The 18,933-nt window shown below is 71.2% G+C and carries 11 protein-coding genes; 5 read left to right on the top strand and 6 right to left on the bottom strand.

The features are described 5' to 3' along the window. Positions 1-12: 12 nt before the first annotated feature. The 3 genes from AC0HI0_RS18280 to AC0HI0_RS18290 are packed head-to-tail and all read right to left on the bottom strand — an operon-like array spanning position 13 to position 2,098. Positions 13-264 (bottom strand): phosphopantetheine-binding protein, encoded by a 252-nt coding sequence (locus AC0HI0_RS18280; protein ID WP_480933583.1) that lies wholly within the window; start codon positions 262-264, stop codon positions 13-15. Between the two features lie 3 nt (positions 265-267). Next, the gene (gene fabD, locus AC0HI0_RS18285; protein ID WP_480933584.1) at positions 268-1,110 is read right to left on the bottom strand and encodes an ACP S-malonyltransferase; all 843 of its coding nucleotides are present in this window, start codon (positions 1,108-1,110) and stop codon (positions 268-270) included. 58 nt (positions 1,111-1,168) lie between these two features. Next, the gene (locus tag AC0HI0_RS18290) at positions 1,169-2,098 is read right to left on the bottom strand and encodes a LysR family transcriptional regulator (RefSeq protein ID WP_480933585.1); all 930 of its coding nucleotides are present in this window, start codon (positions 2,096-2,098) and stop codon (positions 1,169-1,171) included. A 715-nt stretch (positions 2,099-2,813) separates the two neighbouring features. Here AC0HI0_RS18290 and AC0HI0_RS18295 point away from each other — a divergent pair. From AC0HI0_RS18295 to car, 5 genes are read left to right on the top strand one after another with little or no spacing between them, the layout of a single operon-like run. Continuing rightward, positions 2,814-3,953: an acyltransferase family protein gene (locus AC0HI0_RS18295; RefSeq protein WP_480934323.1), complete on the top strand. Its 1,140-nt coding sequence runs from the start codon at positions 2,814-2,816 to the stop codon at positions 3,951-3,953. Positions 3,954-3,994: 41 nt separating this feature from the next. Then, entirely contained in the window at positions 3,995-4,780 is a 786-nt protein-coding gene (locus AC0HI0_RS18300; RefSeq protein ID WP_480933586.1) for an oxidoreductase, read from the top strand. A gap of 29 nt (positions 4,781-4,809) precedes the next feature. Continuing rightward, entirely contained in the window at positions 4,810-6,006 is a 1,197-nt protein-coding gene (locus tag AC0HI0_RS18305) for a cytochrome P450 (protein ID WP_480933587.1), read from the top strand. 27 nt (positions 6,007-6,033) lie between these two features. Then, positions 6,034-7,227 carry a cytochrome P450 gene (locus AC0HI0_RS18310; protein ID WP_480933588.1) on the top strand — a complete coding sequence of 398 codons (1,194 nt, stop codon included), beginning with the start codon at positions 6,034-6,036 and terminating at the stop codon, positions 7,225-7,227. 18 nt (positions 7,228-7,245) lie between these two features. Further along, entirely contained in the window at positions 7,246-11,013 is a 3,768-nt protein-coding gene (gene car / locus AC0HI0_RS18315) for a carboxylic acid reductase (protein WP_480933589.1), read from the top strand. A 381-nt stretch (positions 11,014-11,394) separates the two neighbouring features. On the opposite strand, the gene AC0HI0_RS18320 is transcribed toward car, so the two are convergent. From AC0HI0_RS18320 to AC0HI0_RS18330, 3 genes are all read right to left on the bottom strand, one after another. Then, positions 11,395-11,847, bottom strand: a complete 453-nt coding sequence (locus AC0HI0_RS18320; protein WP_480933590.1) for a ricin-type beta-trefoil lectin domain protein — start codon at positions 11,845-11,847, stop codon at positions 11,395-11,397. Between the two features lie 298 nt (positions 11,848-12,145). Beyond that, complete coding sequence (locus AC0HI0_RS18325) at positions 12,146-12,589, bottom strand: hypothetical protein (protein WP_480933591.1); 444 nt, start codon at positions 12,587-12,589, stop codon at positions 12,146-12,148. Continuing rightward, the gene (locus tag AC0HI0_RS18330; RefSeq protein ID WP_480933592.1) at positions 12,586-18,804 is read right to left on the bottom strand and encodes a DNRLRE domain-containing protein; all 6,219 of its coding nucleotides are present in this window, start codon (positions 18,802-18,804) and stop codon (positions 12,586-12,588) included. Before AC0HI0_RS18330 ends, AC0HI0_RS18325 begins: the two co-directional genes overlap by 4 nt. Positions 18,805-18,933 lie beyond the last annotated feature (129 nt).

Here is an 18,933-nt window from a genome sequence, read left to right on the forward strand (position 1 = left end):
GGCTCAGTCCCCCTAGTTCGCGGTGATCTTGTCGGTGACGAAGGCGTCGATCGCGGCCAGCGACACGAAGACGTTCATCAGGACGTCTTCCTCGGTGATCTCCACGGAGAACTCGTCCTCCAGGAACCTCATCATGGTCACGTAGCCGAACGAGTCGATGACGCCCGCCTTGAACAGGTCGGTGTCCGGTGTGATCGCCTCGTCGAACTCGAAGAGGAAGCGGTCCTCCAGGTACTGCCGGATCGTGTCCGTCGTCGTCGCCATCCGTCACACTCCCGCTCTGATCCTGCGCACCATGCCGGTGAGGGTCGTGCCGCCCACCTCGACGAACTCCGCGTCGTCGTGCTCGATCACCCAGCGGACGCTGTCGGTCCAGCGCACCGGGCTCACCAACTGCTCCGCGAGCAGCCGCGCCACCTCGCCCGGCCGGTGGGGGCGGGCCGTCACGTTGGAGACGACGGGCGTGACCGGTTCGGCGAAGTCGAACCCGGCCAGGAACTCCGCGAACCGCTCCCGGGCCGGTTCCATGTACCGGGAGTGGAAGGGCGCGCTGACCTTCAGCCGCGCGAAGCGGAGTCCCCGCCGTTCCAGGCACTCGTGCGCGGCGGCCAGCACCGGTGGCGTACCCGCGATGACGACCTGCGAGGGCGTGTTGAAGCCCGCGATGTCGACGCCGCGCACCCCGTCCTCGGCGAGGACGCCCAGCAGCTCCTCCGCCGGGATGTCCAGCACGGCGGTCATTCCGCCCGCGGCGGCGGCGGCCATCAGCTCACCACGCCGGGCGACCAGTCGCAGCCCGGTCTCGAAGTCGAAGACGCCGGCCGCCAGCAGGGCGTTGTACTCGCCCAGGCTGTGGCCGAGGCAGACCCGGGCGGACGGCTCCTCGCGGTGCTCCCGCTCGAACCAGCGCAGGGCGTTGACGACGAAGAGCGCCGGCTGGGTGCGGTCCGTGCGGGACAGCACCCCGTCCGGGTCCTGCGTGCACAGCAGGACGAGGTCGTACCCCAGCACGTCGGACGCGTACCGGACGAGCCCCGGGTAACGGGCGAACACCTCGGACCCCATCCCCTTGACCTGGCTGCCCTGTCCCGCGAAGACCACTGCAGGCACCGCGTCACGCTCCAGGCGTTCGAGTCCCGGTGCGGCCGCCGCACCGGGTGGATCGGGGTCACGCAGCCGAGCCCACACCCCGACCGGCCGCGAGGGCCGACCTGAGCACGTCCAGGAAAGCCCTTCCCCGGCCGCTGATGACCTGGTCGGGCATCGTCGCCACCCCGATGGACGACGTGGGCAGCTCGTCGGCTATCTGGACCGCCCGGAGCCGTCCGCCGTCCAACGTCGTCGTGTTCGACGCGCGTTGGTACATCAGCGAGAAGCCGACCCCGGCCGCCACCAGGCCGCGCATGGTCTCCACGCTGGTCGTGGTGACGAGCCGGGGCATCGGGACCCCGGCGTCGGCGAACAGCTTGTCCAGGTGGCGGAACACGGCCGGGATGTCCATGACGACCAGCGGCCGGGTGGCCAGCTCGGCCAGCGGGACCGCTCCCGCCCCGCCGAGCGGGTCGTCGTCGGCGAGCACGGCGTAGGGGGGCAGGTCGACCAGCGGGTGGAAACGGGCGTCGCCGGTCAGGTGGCCGTAGGTCACCACCAGCTCGCACCGGCCGTCCCGGAGGAACTCCACGAGCTGGTCGGCGGTCCCCTCGTGGACGTTGAGCCCCAGTGCCCCGTACCGCTCCCGCGTCGTGCGCAGGACCAGCGGCAGCAGGAACGGGGCGATGGTGAAGAAGAACCCGACGTCGAGCGGCCCCGCCGCATCGCCCGCCAGCGCGTGCCCCTGGGCCTTGAGGTCGCGGGCGAGCCCCAGGAGCGTGCGCGCCTCGCGCAGCAGGTGCCGGCCGCTCGCGGTGAGGGACACGCCGCGAGCGTGGTGGCGGTGCAGCAACTGCACGCCGAGTTGGCGCTCCAACCGCATCACCGCCGAGGAGATGGTCGACTGGGAGACGCGCAACTCGTCCGCCGCCTCCGAGATGTTCCCCAGGTCGGCGGACACGACGAAGTACATCAATTGCGCGAGGCTGAAGCCCAGACGATCGGTCATGGCACATCCCGAGAATTCCGCATTGCGGACCACAGGCACGCAACGGACCCCCACCTGGGGAGCCGGAAACGACCCGACTGGATATGGACTAATAGCTGATCCCACTATCACAAGCCGGTGCCGACTATACATCCCACAGATTGGTGCACCGGATGTGCAGTCGAACAGACACCATTCGAGTGAACATCCCACCACCTTGATTATGAACCTCCCGGGCCACACGTTCGCACGAAGTAGATGAGCCCATCGGCGTAGAACGTACCGGGCATTGCGTGCCCAACACCGCGAAGTAGACGAAGCAGGCCATACCGATCGAGTGAGATTCCACGTGGCGGTCACCGAACGGATTCGAACCGAGCCACCCGCGAACTTCTCCCGACAACGCGCTGTGACCTCGCCGCCAATGGCCGGACAACGACGGGACCAGCCGCCGCCACCCGATCCGGGCGCGGCGGTCGCGACCTTCCGACCAGCTGAGACAGTCGCCGACCGCTGGATTGAGCAGATCGATCCAGTGGATCGGCATATTCACCTTGACCGGATCCGAGCCGACCGCCAATAGTGGGCGACGGCGGAGTTCCCGTCGACCACCGACCTCCCGGTCGGCCACCGCCGGCGACCCGGTCGGGCGGCGGCCCGCCAATCCCGGAGGAAATCACGCATGGAGACACCGGAACGGTCCGCCCGGGCGAGTCGCCTTCCGTCGTTGACCGGAATGCGCTTCGTCGCGGCCTTCGCCGTCCTGGTCTCCCACCTGGACAGCCAGCTCACCGGGGTGTTCCACCCGGACCCGCCGTTCCGGGTGATCACCACCCTCGGGCCGGTCGGGGTGCAATTCTTCTTCGTGCTCAGCGGCTTCATCCTCACCTGGGTCGCCGACCCCCGGGACACCCCGCTGCTGTTCTGGCGGCGACGCCTGGTGAAGGTCTACCCGAACCACCTGGTGACGTTCGTCGCCGCCCGGTTCCTGATGGTCTTCGCCGGGGTGTCCGTCGTCGCGATCAACACGCTGCCGTCGCTGTTCCTGGTCGAGCCGTGGATCCCCTACCTGGACGCCATCGGCGGGTTCACCGGCACCAACGCGGTGAGCTGGAGCCTGGGCTGCGAGCTGTTCTTCTACTTCGCCTTCCCGTGGTGGATCCGCGTCGTCGAGCGCATCCGGCCGGAGCGGCTGTGGACGTGGGTGGGCGTGGTCGGCGCGGCCACCACCGCGGTGCCGTTCATCGCCCAACTGCTGCCGGGCGAGCCCTTCACGTCGTGGGACCCGACGTCCTCGGAGTGGCAGAGCTGGTTCGTCTACCTGTTCCCGGTGACCCGGATGCTGGAGTTCGTCCTCGGCATCCTCGTCGCGCGGGTGGTGCTCACCGGGAAGTGGGTCCGGGTCGGCATGCTGCCCGCGTTCCTGCTGCTGACCACCTGCGTGGTGGTCCAGTCGTTCCTGCCCGGCGTGTTCCACCTGCGGTTCGGGCCGACGGCCTGCGCCGTCGCCCTGCTGATCGCGGCGGCCGCGACCGCCGACCGGCACGGCCGGCGGACACCGTTCGGCGGCCGGACCATGGTGTGGCTCGGCGAGATCTCCTACGCCGTCTACCTCGTGCACTACCTGGTCATCCAGTACGGCCCGGTCGACGCCGTGCACGCGACGGGCGTGGTGACCGCGTCCCTGCCGACCAGGCTGGTGAACATCGTCGTGAGCATCGCGCTGTCCATCGCCCTCGGGGCCCTGCTCTACACGTTGGTGGAGCGCCCCGCCGTCCGCCGCTTCAGCCGCCCGCGCGGCCGCCCGGTGCCCGCCCCCCGCGAGCCCCTGGAGACCCGCGAGGCCGCGGAGAAGCCGGCGACCGAGACCGCCTGACCCCCGCGTTCCGACGCACCGAGACAGGGAGTTGAGCCCGAGTGAGCCCAATCGGCCCCACTACCGCGACCACCGACGAGCTGGCGGGCAAGAGGGCCGTCGTCACCGGCGGCAGCCGGGGCATCGGGGCGGCGATCGTGCGGAACTTCCTCGACGCCGGGGCACGAGTCGTCACCTCCGCCCGCGGCACGACCGAGGACACCCCGGCCGACGCCGAGTTCGTGAAAGCGGACCTGAGCACCCGCGACGGTGTGCGCACCCTGGCGGACGCCGCGCTGGAGCACCTGGGCGGGGTGGACATCGTGGTCAACAACGCCGGCGGCTGCCGCGCGTTCCCGACGGCGCTGGACCTCGAAGACGGCTGGCAGTACTCGATGGACATCAACTTCCTCGCCGCCGTCCGGCTCAACGCCGCGCTCGTCCCGTCCATGGTGGACGGTGGCGGCGGGGTGGTCGTGCACCTGTCCTCCGTCGCCACGATCTCCTCCCACCCGAGGCTGCTGCACTACGCCGCCGCCAAATCCGCGCTGGAGGTCTACAGCAAGGGGCTGGCGGTCCAACTGGCACCACGGGGCATCAGGGTCGTCGCGATCTCCCCCGGCCGGGTGCAGACCCCCGGCGCGGACGAGGCACTAACGACGATGAGCGGGCAGGAGAGCGACAACACCGGTCTGGACGAGGCCGCGTGGGCGGACGGCATCCCGATCGGCCGGATCGGTCTCCCGCGCGACATCGCCGACACGATCGGCTTCTTGGCATCCCCGCGCGCCGCGTTCATCACCGGCGTGAACCTCGTCGTCGACGGTGGGCAGAGCGCGGCGCTCTGACCCCGTCCCGCACCGGAAGGACGGACGCGATGACCGACACCGGCGACCGGACGTACACCTTCGGACCGGCCGAAGGACTCGACGTGGACCCGAGGCTCGTCGACCTGAGCCGCGACAGACCGGTGCTCCGCGTGCGCCTGCCCCACGGCGAGGGCGAAGCGTGGCTGGCCACCCGGCACGCGGACGTGAAGACGGTGCTGGGCGATCCCCGGTTCAGCCGGGCCGCCGCTTCGGGTCGTGACGTCCCTCGCGCGATCGCCGTCGAACTGCCGCCCACGACCATGCTGAGCATGGACCCGCCCCGGCACGGCCGACTGCGCCGCCCGGTGGCGACCGCGTTCACCCCGCGCCGGGTCGAGGCGCTGCGCCCGCGCGCCCGGCGGGTCGCCGACGACCTGCTGGACGCCGCGGTCGCCGGCGGACCGCCCGCCGACCTGGCCCGCACGCTGACCTGGCCGCTGCCGATCACGGTGATGAGCGAACTGCTCGGCGTGCCGGTCGCGGACCGGGAGCCCTTCACCGCGTGGGTCGACCAGTTGCTGGTGCTGTCCGACCCGGACCGGGCCAGGAGCGCCCGCGAACACCTCGACGACTACCTCCGGGGCCTGGTCGCGCTGCGCCGGACGCACCCCACCGAGGACCTGCTCGGCGACCTGGTCGCGACGCAGGGCGCGGCGCAGGATCCGCTGGACGACGACGAACTGGTCAGCCTCGCCGACAGCCTGCTGTCCGCCGGCTACGAGGCCACCGCGAGCCAGCTCGGGAACTTCGTCTACACGCTGCTGACCAACCCCGGGACGTGGCGGGAGTTGGTCGCCGATCCGACGCTCGTCCCGGCCGCCGTGGAGGAGCTGTCCCGGATCGTGCCGAGCAGCGCGTCCGCCGGCTTCACCCGGATCGCACTGGCCGACGTCGAGCTGGGTGGGCAGGTCGTGCGCGCCGGGGAGGCGGTGGTCGTCGAGTACGCCATGGCCAACCGGGACCCCGCCGTGTTCGACCGGCCGACGGAGATCGACTTCCACCGGGAGGCCAACCCGCACCTGGCGTTCGGCTACGGCGCGCACTTCTGCCTGGGTGCCCAGCTGGCCCGGATGCTGTTGGGGACCGTGCTGGAGACCCTGGTCCGCCGGTTGCCCGGGCTGCGGCTCGCGGTGCCCGCCGACCAGGTGCCGTGGCGGGCCGAACGCCTCATCCGAGGGGTGGCGGCGCTGCCGGTCACGTGGTGACGAACCGAGCGCGGAAGGGACGAGACGATGACCTCGACGGACGATGAAGTGCTCGACTACCCGTTCGGCCCCACCGAGCGGCTTGAGGTCGACCGGAGGCTGGCCGAGTTGTGCGCGCGGCAGCCGGTGCTGCGGGTGAGCCTGCCGTACGGCGGTGACGCCTGGCTGGTCACGCGACACGCGGACGCGAAGACGGTGCTGGGCGATCCCCGGTTCAGCCGGGAGGCCGCCGCGGGCGGCGACGTGCCCCGCACCGTCGCCGCCGGGCCGCCGAGCACGTCGATCCTGAGCATGGACCCTCCCAGGCACACACGGTTGCGCCGCAAGGTCGCCCGCGTGTTCACCGTGCGCCGGGTCGAAGCGCTGCGCACCCGCATCGAGCAGATCACCGACGACCTGCTCGACGCCATGGTCGCCGGCGGACCGCCCGCCGACCTGGCCCGCGCCCTGACCTGGCCGCTGCCGATCACGGTGGTGTGCGAACTCCTGGGTGTGCCGGTCGCGGACCGCGCGCGCTTCACCGTCTGGGTGGACGACCTGCTGATGCTGTCCGACCCGGAACAGGCCACGCGGGCACGGGGGAGGCTCAACGACTACCTGGCGGACCTCATCGCGCAGCGTCGCGCCGCGCCCACCGACGACCTGCTCAGCGATCTCGTCACCGCGCGGGACGACGACCCGTTGCGCGACGAGGAGGTGGTGGGCATCGGGGTGAGCCTGCTGTCGGCCGGCCACGAGGCGACCGCGAACCAGCTCGGGAACGTCGTCTACACCCTGCTGACCGACCCGGGCCTGTGGTGGGACCTGGTGGTGAGCCCCGATCTGGTGCCCGGCGCGGTCGAGGAGCTGTGCCGGTACATCCCGATCAGCGCGTCGGCGGGCTTCACCCGGATCGCCCTGGCCGACGTCGAGCTGGGTGGGCGGACCATCCGCGCCGGTGACGCGGTGGTCGTCGAGTTCGCCATGGCCAACCGGGACCCGGCGGTGTTCGACGAGCCCGAGCGGATCGACTTCCAGCGCGGGGCCAACCCGCACCTGGGGTTCGGGCACGGCGCGCACCACTGCCTCGGCGCGACGCTGGCCAGGGCGGAGCTGCGGGTCGTGGTCGGGTCCCTGACCGAACGGCTGCCCGGCCTGCACCTCGCGGTGCCGCCGGACGAGTTGCGCTGGCGGCCCGACCGCCTCATCCGCGGGGTGGAAGCGCTACCGGTCGCCTGGTGACGAGGGAGAGGCCCGGAGATGACCGAGACCGCACCGGCACGTGGCCTCGCCGAGGCCATCACCGCCGCCGACCGGGGCCGGGGGCTCGCCGAGACGATGGCGGCCGTCCTCACCCGCCACGGCGACCGCCCCGCCCTCGGCGAGCGCGCCCGGGACCGGGCGACAGGTCGCCTGCTCCCGAGGTTCGACACCATCAGCTACCGCGAGCTGTGGGGGCGCGTCCGCGCGGTCGCGAGCGCGTGGCACGACCCCGACTACCCGCTGCGCCCAGGCGACCGGATGTGCTTCCTGGGCTTCACCAGCACCGGGTACGCGACGCTCGACCTGGCGTGCATCCACGCGGGGGTCGTGCCCGTTCCACTCCAATCCGGCGCGCCACCGCCCCGGCTGGCGCCGATCATCGAGGAGACCGAGCCGCGCGTCCTGGCCTGCGGAGCGGAGAACCTCGACACCGCGGTGGAACTCGTGCTCGGGGCGGCGTCGATCCGGCGGCTGGTCGTGTTCGGGCACCACGCCCACACCCTCGAAGCGGCCCGGCGGCGGTTCACCGGAGCGGGCCGCCCGATCGTCGTCGAATCGCTGGACGCGCTGATCGAGCGGGGGCGGAGCCTGCCGCCGGCACCCCTGTTCACCGCGGACCGGGGAGACGACCTGTTGGCGTTGCTGCTCTACACGTCCGGCAGCACCGGGGAACCCAAGGGGGCGATGTACCCGCAACGCCTGGTCGGCACCGCGTGGTACGGGTTCACCTACGGCTCGACGGAGGGCGTCCCCGTGGTCGTCCACTACATGCCGATGAGCCACCTCGCCGGGCGCTACTCGTTGATGACCACGCTCGCCAACGGCGGTGTCGGTCACTTCACCGCCGAAAGCGACCTGTCGACCCTGTTCGAGGACATCGCCCTGGTCCGCCCCACGGAACTGACGTGGGTGCCGCGCGTGGTCGACATGCTCCACCAGCGGTACCGCAGCGAATTGGGACGCAGGGCGGGCGAACCCGGCGACGTCGACGCGGCGGTGAAGGCGGACCTCCGCGAGAACTTCCTGGGCGGCCGCGTCACCAAGGTCTTCGTCGGCACGGCACCGCTGTCGGCCGGGTTGGCGGAGTTCCTCGAATCGTGCCTGGGGGTCCGCGTGCACACCGGGCTGGGCTCCACCGAGGCCGGTGGCGTGCTGCTCGACTCGGTGGTGCAGCGCCCGCCGGTGATCGACTACAAGCTGGTCGACGTGCCGGAACTGGGCTACTTCCGCACCGACAAGCCGCATCCCCGGGGCGAACTGCTGCTCAAGACCTCGACCGCGATCCCCGGCTACTACCGGCGACCCGAACTGACCGCCGCCGTCTTCGACCGCGACGGCTACTACCGGACCGGCGACGTCATGGCCGAGATCGGCCCCGACCGGCTCGTGCACGTGGACCGCGTCACGGACACCCTGAAGCTGTCCCAGGGCGAGTTCGTCGCGGTGTCCAGGCTGGAAGCCGTCTTCGCCGGGAGCCCGCTGGTGCGGCAGGTGTACCTGTACGGCAACAGCGAGCGCGCCTACCTGCTCGCCGTGGTCGTCCCCACCCCGGAAGCCCTGGCCGGGACCGACTTCCGATCGCTCGGCCGGGAGATCCTCTCCTCGCTGCAACGGGTCGCGCACCGGGCCGGACTCGCCGCGTACGAGGTCCCCCGGGACGTCCTGGTCGAGCCCGAGCCGTTCAGCGCCCGGAACGGCCTGCTCGCGGAGAGCCACAAACCGCTGCGCCCCAGGTTGAAGGAGCGCTACGGCCCGGCGCTGGAGCGGTTGTACGCCGAGCGGGCCGACCAGCGGGACGCCCGGCTGCGCGAACTGCGCCGCGCCGGGCCGCGCCTGCCCCGGTCGGAGGTGATCCACCGGGCCGTGCGGGCCGTGCTGGGCGGCGCGGACGCCGACCTGCGCCCTGACGTCCGCTTCACCGACCTGGGAGGGGACTCGTTGTCCGCGTTGGCCTTCTCCACGCTCGTGCGGGAGGTCTGCGACGTCGAACTGCCGGTGGGCGTGATCGTCAGCCCGGCCAACGACCTGGCCGCGCTGGCGCGGTACGTCGAGGCCGGGGTCCAGCGGCCCACGTCCGCCTCGGTGCACGGCGCGGACCGCACCGAGGTGCGCGCGGCCGACCTCGCGCTGGAGAAGTTCGTGGACCCGGGCACGCTGGCCGCCGCGCGTTCCCTCCCCCCTCCGGACGGCCCGGTGCGGACCGTCCTGATCACCGGGGCGAACGGCTACCTCGGCCGGTTCCTGGTGCTGGAATGGGCGCGGCGGCTGGCCCCCGGCGGGGGCAGGCTGATCTGCCTGGTCCGGGGGAACGACGCGGAAGCGGCGGCGACCCGCCTCGAACGCGCCTTCGGCACCAGCGACGACCTCCGCCACCGCTACCGGGAAGCCGCCGGAGTGGTGGAGGTGCTCGCGGGTGACGTCGGCGAGCCGCGGCTGGGTTTGGCGGAGCGCACGTGGCGGCAGCTGGCCGACACCGTGGACCTGATCGTCCACTCGGCTGCCCAGGTGAACCACGTGCTGCCCTACGACCAGTTGTTCGGTCCGAACGTGGTCGGCACGGCCGAGGTCATCAGGTTGGCGCTCACCACGCGCATCAAGCCTGTCGCCTACGTGTCCACCACCGCCGTGCTCACCGGGGCGTCGACTCCGGACGAGGACACCGACATCCGCGCCACCTGCCCGTCCCGGAGGCTCGACCACGGGTACGCCAACGGCTATGCGGCCGGCAAGTGGGCGGGTGAGGTCCTGCTCCACGAGGCGCACGACCAGTTCGGCCTGCCGGCCACCGTGTTCCGATCAGGCACGATCCTCGCGCACCGCACGTACCCGGGTCAGCTGAACCCGTCCGACGTGCTCACCCGCCTGCTGCTGTGCCTCCTCGCCACCGGCACGGCACCGGGTTCGTTCCACCGAGGCAGACCCCAGCCCCACGACGGCCTGCCGGTCGACGTCACCGCCGCGGCGATAGCCGCTATCGGCACGCAGGACGGCTACCGGACCTACAACGTGCTCAACCCGCACGACGACGAAACCTCCCTGGACAAGGTCGTCGACTGGCTCATCGAGGCGGGGCACCCCGTCCAGCGGATCCACGACCACGGCGAATGGCTGGCCCGCATCACCACAGCGCTGCGCAACCTGCCGGAACAGCAGCGCGAACACTCCCTGCTCCCCCTGCTGGGTGCCTTCGCCCAACCGTGGGACGACACCCCACGAATCCCGGCCAAGCGCTTCCACAGCGCCGTCGGCGAGAACGTCCCGCACCTGTCGGCGGCCCTCGTCCACAAGTACGTCACCGACCTGCACCGACTCGGACTGCTCGTCCCCCGCACCGAGATGAGGCTCCACATGGACATCGACGACAAGGTCAGCGCGGGCCTGCGACTGTTGGAAGACAAGGACTTCACCGGCTTCCGCGCGATGTGCACCAGCACCGCCACCGTGTGGCAGAACGACGGCGAGGGCACGCGGACGATCGACGAGGCGATGGACCGGTTCGCCTCCTTCGCCGCTGCGGTCGAGTCGATCCGGTACGACCTGGTCCACCAGTTCCACAAGCCCGACGAGGTGATCCGCCAGCACGTCCTGCGCCTGGTCCTGGTCGACGGAACCGACGACGAGGTCCACGCCACCGCCTACTTCCGCTTCGCGGGCGGCCTGATCGACCGAATCGAGGAGTACGCCTATCCCGTCCCGAAGGAGTTGCAGCCCGAAGGGCGACCGGACCTTCCTGTCCATCCCGACCAGGCTCGCCGGGACCAATGACTCGATCCGGCACGACGGGTCGCGAGGCCGATGAGAAGACGCGGCCCGCCGACTACTCCGGCATCATCCAACGCAGAAACCCAGCGCCCAGAAGTCCGCCGAACCCGGTCGACGACGTCGCGGAGCCGCGCACCTGGGGTCGCCAGAGCTGCACGAGTCGGGCTGCGACACGGACGAAGAACGAACAGCGTCGACGTGACGGCCGCCTGCGGCCCAGGTGCGTGGGCCGCAGGCGAGGGCGGCGAAGTCCGGGCGGCCGCGGCACCGGGCGACGATCTCGCGGTCCGGCGCGAAGCCGATCGGCTCGTGACCGGGCTGCGGCCGGGTCGGGAAGCGGGAGGTCGGTGTGCGGCGTCCAGTGGTGGCGGGACGCCGTCGCCGTCACCATTCGCCCCATTGCTGGTAGGTGTTCCCCTCCTTCCAGGGTTCGGCGGTCACGGCGGAGGACTCCTGGTGCGCGGTAAGGGCGCGCGGCTGCTTGTCGATCTCGAAGACCTCGACCTTGGCGTAGTACGCCCATGACTGGTCGAGGTTGCCGGTGTCGCAGGGTTCGAGCGCGAGGGGTTTGTCCGCGTGGGCGGCGAGACAGGGACCGGCGTTGCTTCGCAGCAGACCGGTGTCCAGGTCCCATGTCCAGAGTTGGCCTGCCTGTCCGCTGCACGGTGCCGTGCGGACCGTCGACCCCGCAGGCTCCACGCACCAGTTGGACTTGCCGGTGTTCCTGAGCTCCTGCGTCTCCTCCTGCCGGGCGGGTCCGGCCGCGGCAGCCTGACCGGAGACCGCCACCATGGCCACCGCCGCCACGACCGAACGCGCGAACGTCGAACCGGACACGGCTGACTCCTTTCGTCACAACGACTGTTCCTCGTCCGGATCGTGCCGAAAGACGGCGGCGGAGGGGGAAGTCCGGTGAGGAACCACCCGGGTCCCGGCTGGCTTACCTCGCCGGTTCACTCGGCGGGGTGATCCTGGTGACGTGGTGCGGACGGCCATACCGGTGGTCGTGCCGCCGCACTGCACAAGGGCTCGGGCGGTGACCGCCGCAAGGCGGCGCGCTGCTCCGCACCTGACCCCGACTGCCTACTGCAGGCGGGTCGGTGTCCTCAGTGGACTCGATGGACCGTTGGCGGTGTCAGCCGATCCGGTCGACCACGTGACCCCCGGCCTGGCACACCCACACTGCGATCCCGTCCCGCAGTTCGGGGTGCTGACCGACCCGGTGCTGCGGGCACACCGGCCACACGACACCATCGCGCGACGCGATGAGCGACTGGACGGCGTCGGCGATCGAGACCAGGGCCGGCTCACGGGCCACCGCCCACACCTGGTCGTGGCCGACGGTGTTGTCCTGCGCGGGCATCTCCGGCCGGTGGCCGAGCGCCGCCTCAGCCTGGTCGAGTACCACCGGCACCAGTTCGGCCACCAGTTCCTGCCGCCGTTGCGCGGCCAGTTCCTCGACGTACCAGGCAGGTGCGCTCCCGTGGCTGTCGAACACCTCTTCCAGCCACGGGCGCACCAGCGGGTCGTGGACCTCGGACCCGAGCACGGGTTCGAGGTCCACGACCCAGGAACTCACCAGATCATTCCGACGTACCAATAACCGAACCTGCCGTAGAAGGTGAGCGTGCCGGACGCGGAGAACGTCATCCGGTCCCATGGTCCCAGATAACAGGTCCAGAAGCCCCAGCAGTGATACCCACCGCGAGCCCTGGAGGCCAGGTTGGAGTACCAGCTCCCGTGGAAGGTGTACATCCCCAGCTCCCCATGGGAGTAGCGGCCACCGCCGATGCGCCACCCGTTCGCGGAGAAGGAGTACCCGAACCCGGCGCGGATGTAGGCCCACGCCCACATGCCCCGGAACCGGAACCACCACTGCATCGAGCACCGATTCCCGTCGCACACCCGCTGCATGCCCGCGCACGCCGTCGCGGTGCACCTGCTGAACTGCCGTGACCACAACCTGCCGTCGAGGTCCTGGTTGTTGACCGGATCCTGGTTGGCGTAGTCGTAGGCGTTGGCGGATCCGCCCGCCACCGGATCGGTCTGCAAGAACCGGCCCAGCGACGGCGAGTACAGCCGGACCCCCATGAGCACCACGCCGCCGAGGGCCTCGGCCGAGCGCAGGTGCGTACCGAGGTAGCCGTACCGCGCGCCGGAGTTCTGGTTGCCGAACTCATCGGAGTTCTGCACCGCCGGTGCTTGCCCCGCGGTCAGCGGGAGGGCCACCACGACGTCGTCGTGCAGGTTGGTCAGCTGCAGCACGGTGCCCGCAGCGCCCGTGGTCGCGGCGAGCCCCTCCGCCGGCGCCAGCACGTTGCGCGTGATGTCGCCGTTGGAGTTCTCCACGATCCACCGGGGGCTGTCGCTGTCGCCGTCGTAGTGGTTGACCTTGGTGCCGGTCGGCTGCCACGTGCCGCCCACGTTCGACTCGGTCGCCGAGGTCCGCACCCGCGACCCGGTGTCCAGCGTCCAGGTCTGCCTGCGGTCGCCCGCCGTCACCCGCTGCACGAGGTCGTTGGCGTAGTAGGCGAACGTGGAGCCACCGGGGAGCGCGGTGGTGCGACCGAACGCGTCGTAGGCGACCCCCGTGTCGACCAAGCGGTCGGCCGAGTCGTGGGTGTGCGTCTTCTGCGTGCCGCCCGAGGTGGGGCAAGGTGCGTCCGGCAACGCCGCCGCCGTGGTCAACGACTTGCGGTTCGAGTGCTTGTCGAAGGTGTAGGTACGCCGCGTGCACACCGTGTCAGTGGTGTCGTCGACACCGGCGAGTCTGCCGACGGCGTCGTACTGGTAGACCTGCGACGACACGCGGCCCGGCGAACCGACATGACTGAGCCGTTCGCCGTGCACGGACAGGGTTACCGAGTCGCTCAGCACCACCGCCCCGTCGGAGTCGCGGGTGTAGACCCGCGACTCCGCCTGCCCGGTGGGATCGGCCGACTGCCGCATGGTGTAACCACCCGGCAGCCGCTGCTCGGAAACGGATCCGTTGGCGTCGTACCGGGTGCCGAACTGGCCCGCCACCGAGTCCGTCCGCCCCGTGGCGACCCCGCGGGGGTCGATGGACGTGTCGTAGCTGGACAGCGCGTTCGCCGGCGTGGACTCGGTCTCCCGGACCGGGCGGTTGAGCAGGTCGTACTCGGCGGTGGACACCCCGTTGTCGGCATCGGTGTAGGACACCTGGCGGCCCAGCTTGTCCTTGACCCGCGTGATGGTCCCGCCGGTTGTCGACGTCGTGGTGGTGACCGCCCCCGTCGCCGGGTCGTACCCGGTGGCCACGTCCGGGATTGCCGTACCCGCCGACCCGGTGATCGACACCAGGGTGACCCGGCCCGCCGGGTCGTGGGTCGTGGTCGCCGTGCGGGTGCTGCCGTTCGCGGTCTCGACGAGCTTGGTCACCTGACCGAACAGCCCGTACTCGGTGGTCTTCACCGGCAGTGCCGACGGGTTGGTGCCGCCGCCGGTGATGGCTCCGCCCGGACCGGTGGAGCACAGCAGCCCCGACCACTCCGGGCGTCCGGCGCACGGGCCGGTGCCGGTGCCGGTGTAGTAGGAGGTCACCGTCGTGCCCGCGTCGGTGCCGGTCGAGTCGGGCGCCAGGGTCTTGACCACCCTGCCCTGCGCGTCGTACTGCGTGGACGTGGTGATCGCCAGACCGCCGGGGTCCTGGGTGGTGGACGTGGCCACCCCCTTCGTCCAGTCGAACCCGGTCGCGGTGACCCGCGTGTCGGCGTGCAGCACGGGCTGTTCCCGCAGTTGGGCGCCGACGGTCACCGCGGTCACCTGGTCGCGGACGGTGGCCGAACCGTCGGTCGGCCTGCCCGTGTCGTACTCGGTGACGGTCCTGGTCCGCGCGGCGACGCGGCTGCCTGCCGCGGCCACCGTGGTCGTGCCGTCGACGAGCGCGTTCACCAGCCCGATGTGGTGCAGGGGCCCGAGTTCCTCGACCTTGCGGGTCCCGTCGGGGGAATAGGTGAAGCGGGAGGACAGCAGTTCCGCCCGTTCCGCGCTCGACAGGCCCGCGATGCCGAGCGCGGTGAGCCGGGCGTCGGTGGACATCGCCAGCGCCCGGTTCGCAGCGGTCAGGTCGCGCACCAGGTTGCCGAACTTGTCGTACTCGCTGGTCGTGATGTTGCCCGCGGGGTCGGCGGTGTTGACGCGCTCACCCGAGGGGTCGAGGTAGTACACCGTCGCCCGGCCGTAGCCGTTCGCGGGCAGGTCCGACCCGGTGGAGGAGGTGGGGACCGAGTCGGCGGGGAAGATCGCGGTCGCGTCGGTCGGTGCCTGGTGCTGGCCCCACGCCCGCACCTCGGTCGTGCCCAGTTGGCGCGGCGCCGCCGAACCGGTGGTCGGCACGCCGTAGACGAGGGTGGTGACCGAGGTGCCCGAGACGACGTCCCGGCTGCCCTGCTGGAGCGCGGGGCGTGTCACCTTGAGCAACATGCCGTCGCCCGAGGTCGCCGAGCCGCCCGCCGAGCCGTAGACGAAGGTCCACGGCAGCAGCCCCGGCGGGGTCAGCGTGGTGACCCGACCGGCGGCGTCGTAGTCGTAACCGGTTTTGAGGGCTGGGGAGATCCGCGGGTCCCACACCTCCCGAAGCCTGCCTTGGTCGTCGTAGGCGTACGCGGAGACGACCGTGGCGGTCGAAGCGGTCCCGCCGGGTGGGGTGGCCCACAGCGTCAACTGGCGCAGTTGCCCCGCGTAGTCGCCCAACGCGGAGCCGGTGGCGGTCGTCGCGGTCGCGTAGCCGAACTCCAGGACCCGACAGCCCTGGGTGGCCGGGTTGGCCTGGCAGGACGCCGCGGTCGCCGCACCCGGTGCGATGAGCCGCTTGGGCCTGGCGAGCGTGGTCCCGTTCACCACGACCTTCTCCGACACGACCACGGTGGTGCTGTCGGTGAGCCCGTTGACGAGCGAACTGGTCACCTGCCAGGTCGCCGCCGCCGCGTCCACCTTGCCGAACGTGGTGACCGTGCCGATGGTGTCGGTCAGGGTGAACCCGGTACCGAAGCCGCCGGTGAGCGTCAACGACTCCTCACCGATCTGCGGCACCCAGCCGGTGCTGGTCGCGTTCGCGGTGAACGACACCGCCGAGCCGTCCTCCAGGACGACGTCGAGCGCGGTGTCCGTGGTGCGGCGGATGTGGGTGTACTGCGACTTGCCCGACTCCGCGCTGATCCCGGACATCCACTCGTCACCGAGGATGGCCGCCTGCCCCTCCTGCGTGGACCCCGCGTGCGGTGCCCGAGAGTCGGCGGACCGGGTGAAGGAGAGGCCGAAGAAGGAGGCGTCGGTGCTTTCGAGGGAGTGGTTGCCGGTCAGCAGGTTGACCGCTCCCGGTCCGATCTCCTCGCTGGTGGCGCCGTCGGCGTCGCGGTCGACCACGAGCTTGAGCGGTTCGGTGGCGCCTTGGGCGCTGCCGGGGCCGGTGAAGTCCGCCTTGACCTGGATCGCGCCGTCCGGGGTGACCGTGTCGGTGGCGGTCCACACCAGCGTCGGTGTCCGGCCCGCGGTCATCGCGACCGGCCACGAGGTGAGCGCTTGGCCGTCCTTGGTGACGTGGCCGGGCGTGACGGTCGTCCACGGGTCGGCGTCGGAGCGCCGCCAGAGCAGGGTCGCCTGGTCGTACTTGGTGTCCGCCTCCACGGCGACCGCGACACGTCGGGCGGTGTGCGTGCCGTCCGACGGGGTGTCGAAGCCGCCGGGTCCCGCGTGGAAGGTGTAGTTGACTGCCTCGGACCTGTTGTCCGCGCGGTCGACGGACCGGACTTTGAGCGTGTGGGTGCCGTCCTTGGGCGGGGTGGCGGTGAAGGACACCGTGCCGACTGCGCCGCCGGTGGGCACCTTGGTCCAGGTGTCACCGTCGAAGCTCCACTCCAGCCAGTGGTGGTCGGCTGCGGGCGGGGTGGCGGTGAACGTGCCGGGCTGCCCGCCGCCCTTGACCCACTGGGTCGACGGGTAGTCGGTGGAGTTCAAGCCGGTGGGCGCGGACGGGTTGGTCGTGTCGACGACGAACGAGGTGAACGGCGACCACGTGGTGCTCCAGTGGGTGCCGTCGAAGGCGGTCGTGCGGAACTTGTAGGTCTGCCCGTTGGTGAGCTTGCCCGCGGCGACGGTCGCGGTGGCGACCTGACCGGCGGGCACGTCGTTCACGACCTGCGTGTCGACAACCGCGCCCGCGCTGTTCTGCACCTCGAACGCTGTGCGAAGCGTGTCGTTGTCGGCGTCACCGGTGCGGACGCGCAGGGTCGGAGTGGTGGTGTTGACGCGGAACTCGCCACCGTAGCTGAAGAACGGCGGACCCGCCTGGGCGTCGGTGCCGTCCTTGGGCCGGTAGTTGTAGGTCACCTCCAGCGTCGGGATCTGGTTGGCCGCCGCGTTGCCGGAGTAGAAGCGCTTCCAGCCGGAGGTGTCGGCCTCGTTGCCCGCGCGCAGGCCCATGCTCGACTGCGGTCGTTGGGTGCCCGCCCAGTACCCGACCAGGCTGGTCACGTCCACGGTCGAGTAGCCGGGGTTGTTGCAGGTCCCGCCCGAGCGGCGGGTCTCGGTGGGGCTCGCGTGCCTGGTCAGCATCGCGGGCTGGTTGGTCCACCGGGTGGCGCTGGTCGCCTCGTCGGCCGCCCAGACCTGCCACTCCCTCTGGTCGCACGACCAGGAGTGGTAGTTGAACAGCCGCAGCTTGGCGTCGGTCACCAGCGCGCGGGAGATCGGCGCGGTGTTCCAGGTGATGAACGAGCGGGCCACCGTCTTCTTCGTGTGCGCCGCGTCGTCGTAGGTGCCCGGCCAGCCGATCTTCAGGTCGACCGAGCCGGACTCGTCGGTGGTGACGTCGGACTCGACGAAGGTGTCGAAGACGTTGCCCAGTCGGGTCGTGGACGGGTCGACGCGCACGGGGTAGGTGGTCGCCGGGTCGGCCAGGAACGCCGGGTCCGGGCTCAACCGCAGTTCGATGGTCCCGCCGCGCTGCTCGACAGCCATCCGCACCGGCGCGCGCCGAGTGTGCTCGCCGGAGCGTTCGTCCACAGTGGAGTCCCACATGACCGGCGCGGGCATCGTCGCGACCTGCCTGCCGGACTTGCGGTCGGTGAACGCGACGCCGCCTTCGGCCTGGGCGGTGGCGACGAGCCCTTCGGCCTTGAGCGGCAACGTGTAGCTCACCGGCCCGGCAGGCCGCTGCTTGATGTCGACGAACTGCTCGAACCCGTCCCTGGTCATCGAGACCACGACGTCGGCACCCGGCACGGCGTCGGGGTAGGTGGCGGTCGGCCCGTCCAGTCGCGGCGTGGGCAGCCCACCAGGCCATTGCAGGGTGATCGCTTCGGTGCCGGACCCGAGGGTGACCAGATCCCTGGCGGGTTCCGCGGCGCCGAGCGCCTTGGCACGGGTGCCACCGGCACCCGCCAGCCGAGCGCCGCGCGGGTGCGCGGACGCGGCCACGGAACCGTCACCCTGCGCGCGCAGGGTGAGGTCGACGTCGACCCACTTCCCGTCGCGCTGGAACCGCTGGGGTCCCGACGACAACTCCGAGGTCAACGTGCCCGACGGGTTGGCCCACGTGGTCGTCGACTCGGACCGCTCGGACAGCGCCTCGACCCGACGTCCGGACAGGCGGGCGGCGAGCCGGGCTGACGGGACGTCCGGAGCCTCGGTGACGCGCTTGGGCTGTACAACCGGTGCCGCAGCGGGTGCGGCCACAGCTGGTGTGACGGGGAGGACCGGCAGCAGCGGCGCGGTCAGCAACAGCGAAAGGGCGATGAGGGCGCGCGGGCGCGCGCCACCGCGAGGTGGTGACATGCAGAGACCCCCCAGGTCAGGCCGATCAGATCGGCTCAGCCAGACAAGCATCATCGCCGTACCACCCAGGGGCAATCCGCCAAAAGGTCCCGGGGCGGTGGACGCCGCCGGCCACCCGGGGACGGGACG

The sequence above is a fragment of the Saccharothrix sp. NBAS 001 genome, from assembly GCF_056640475.1.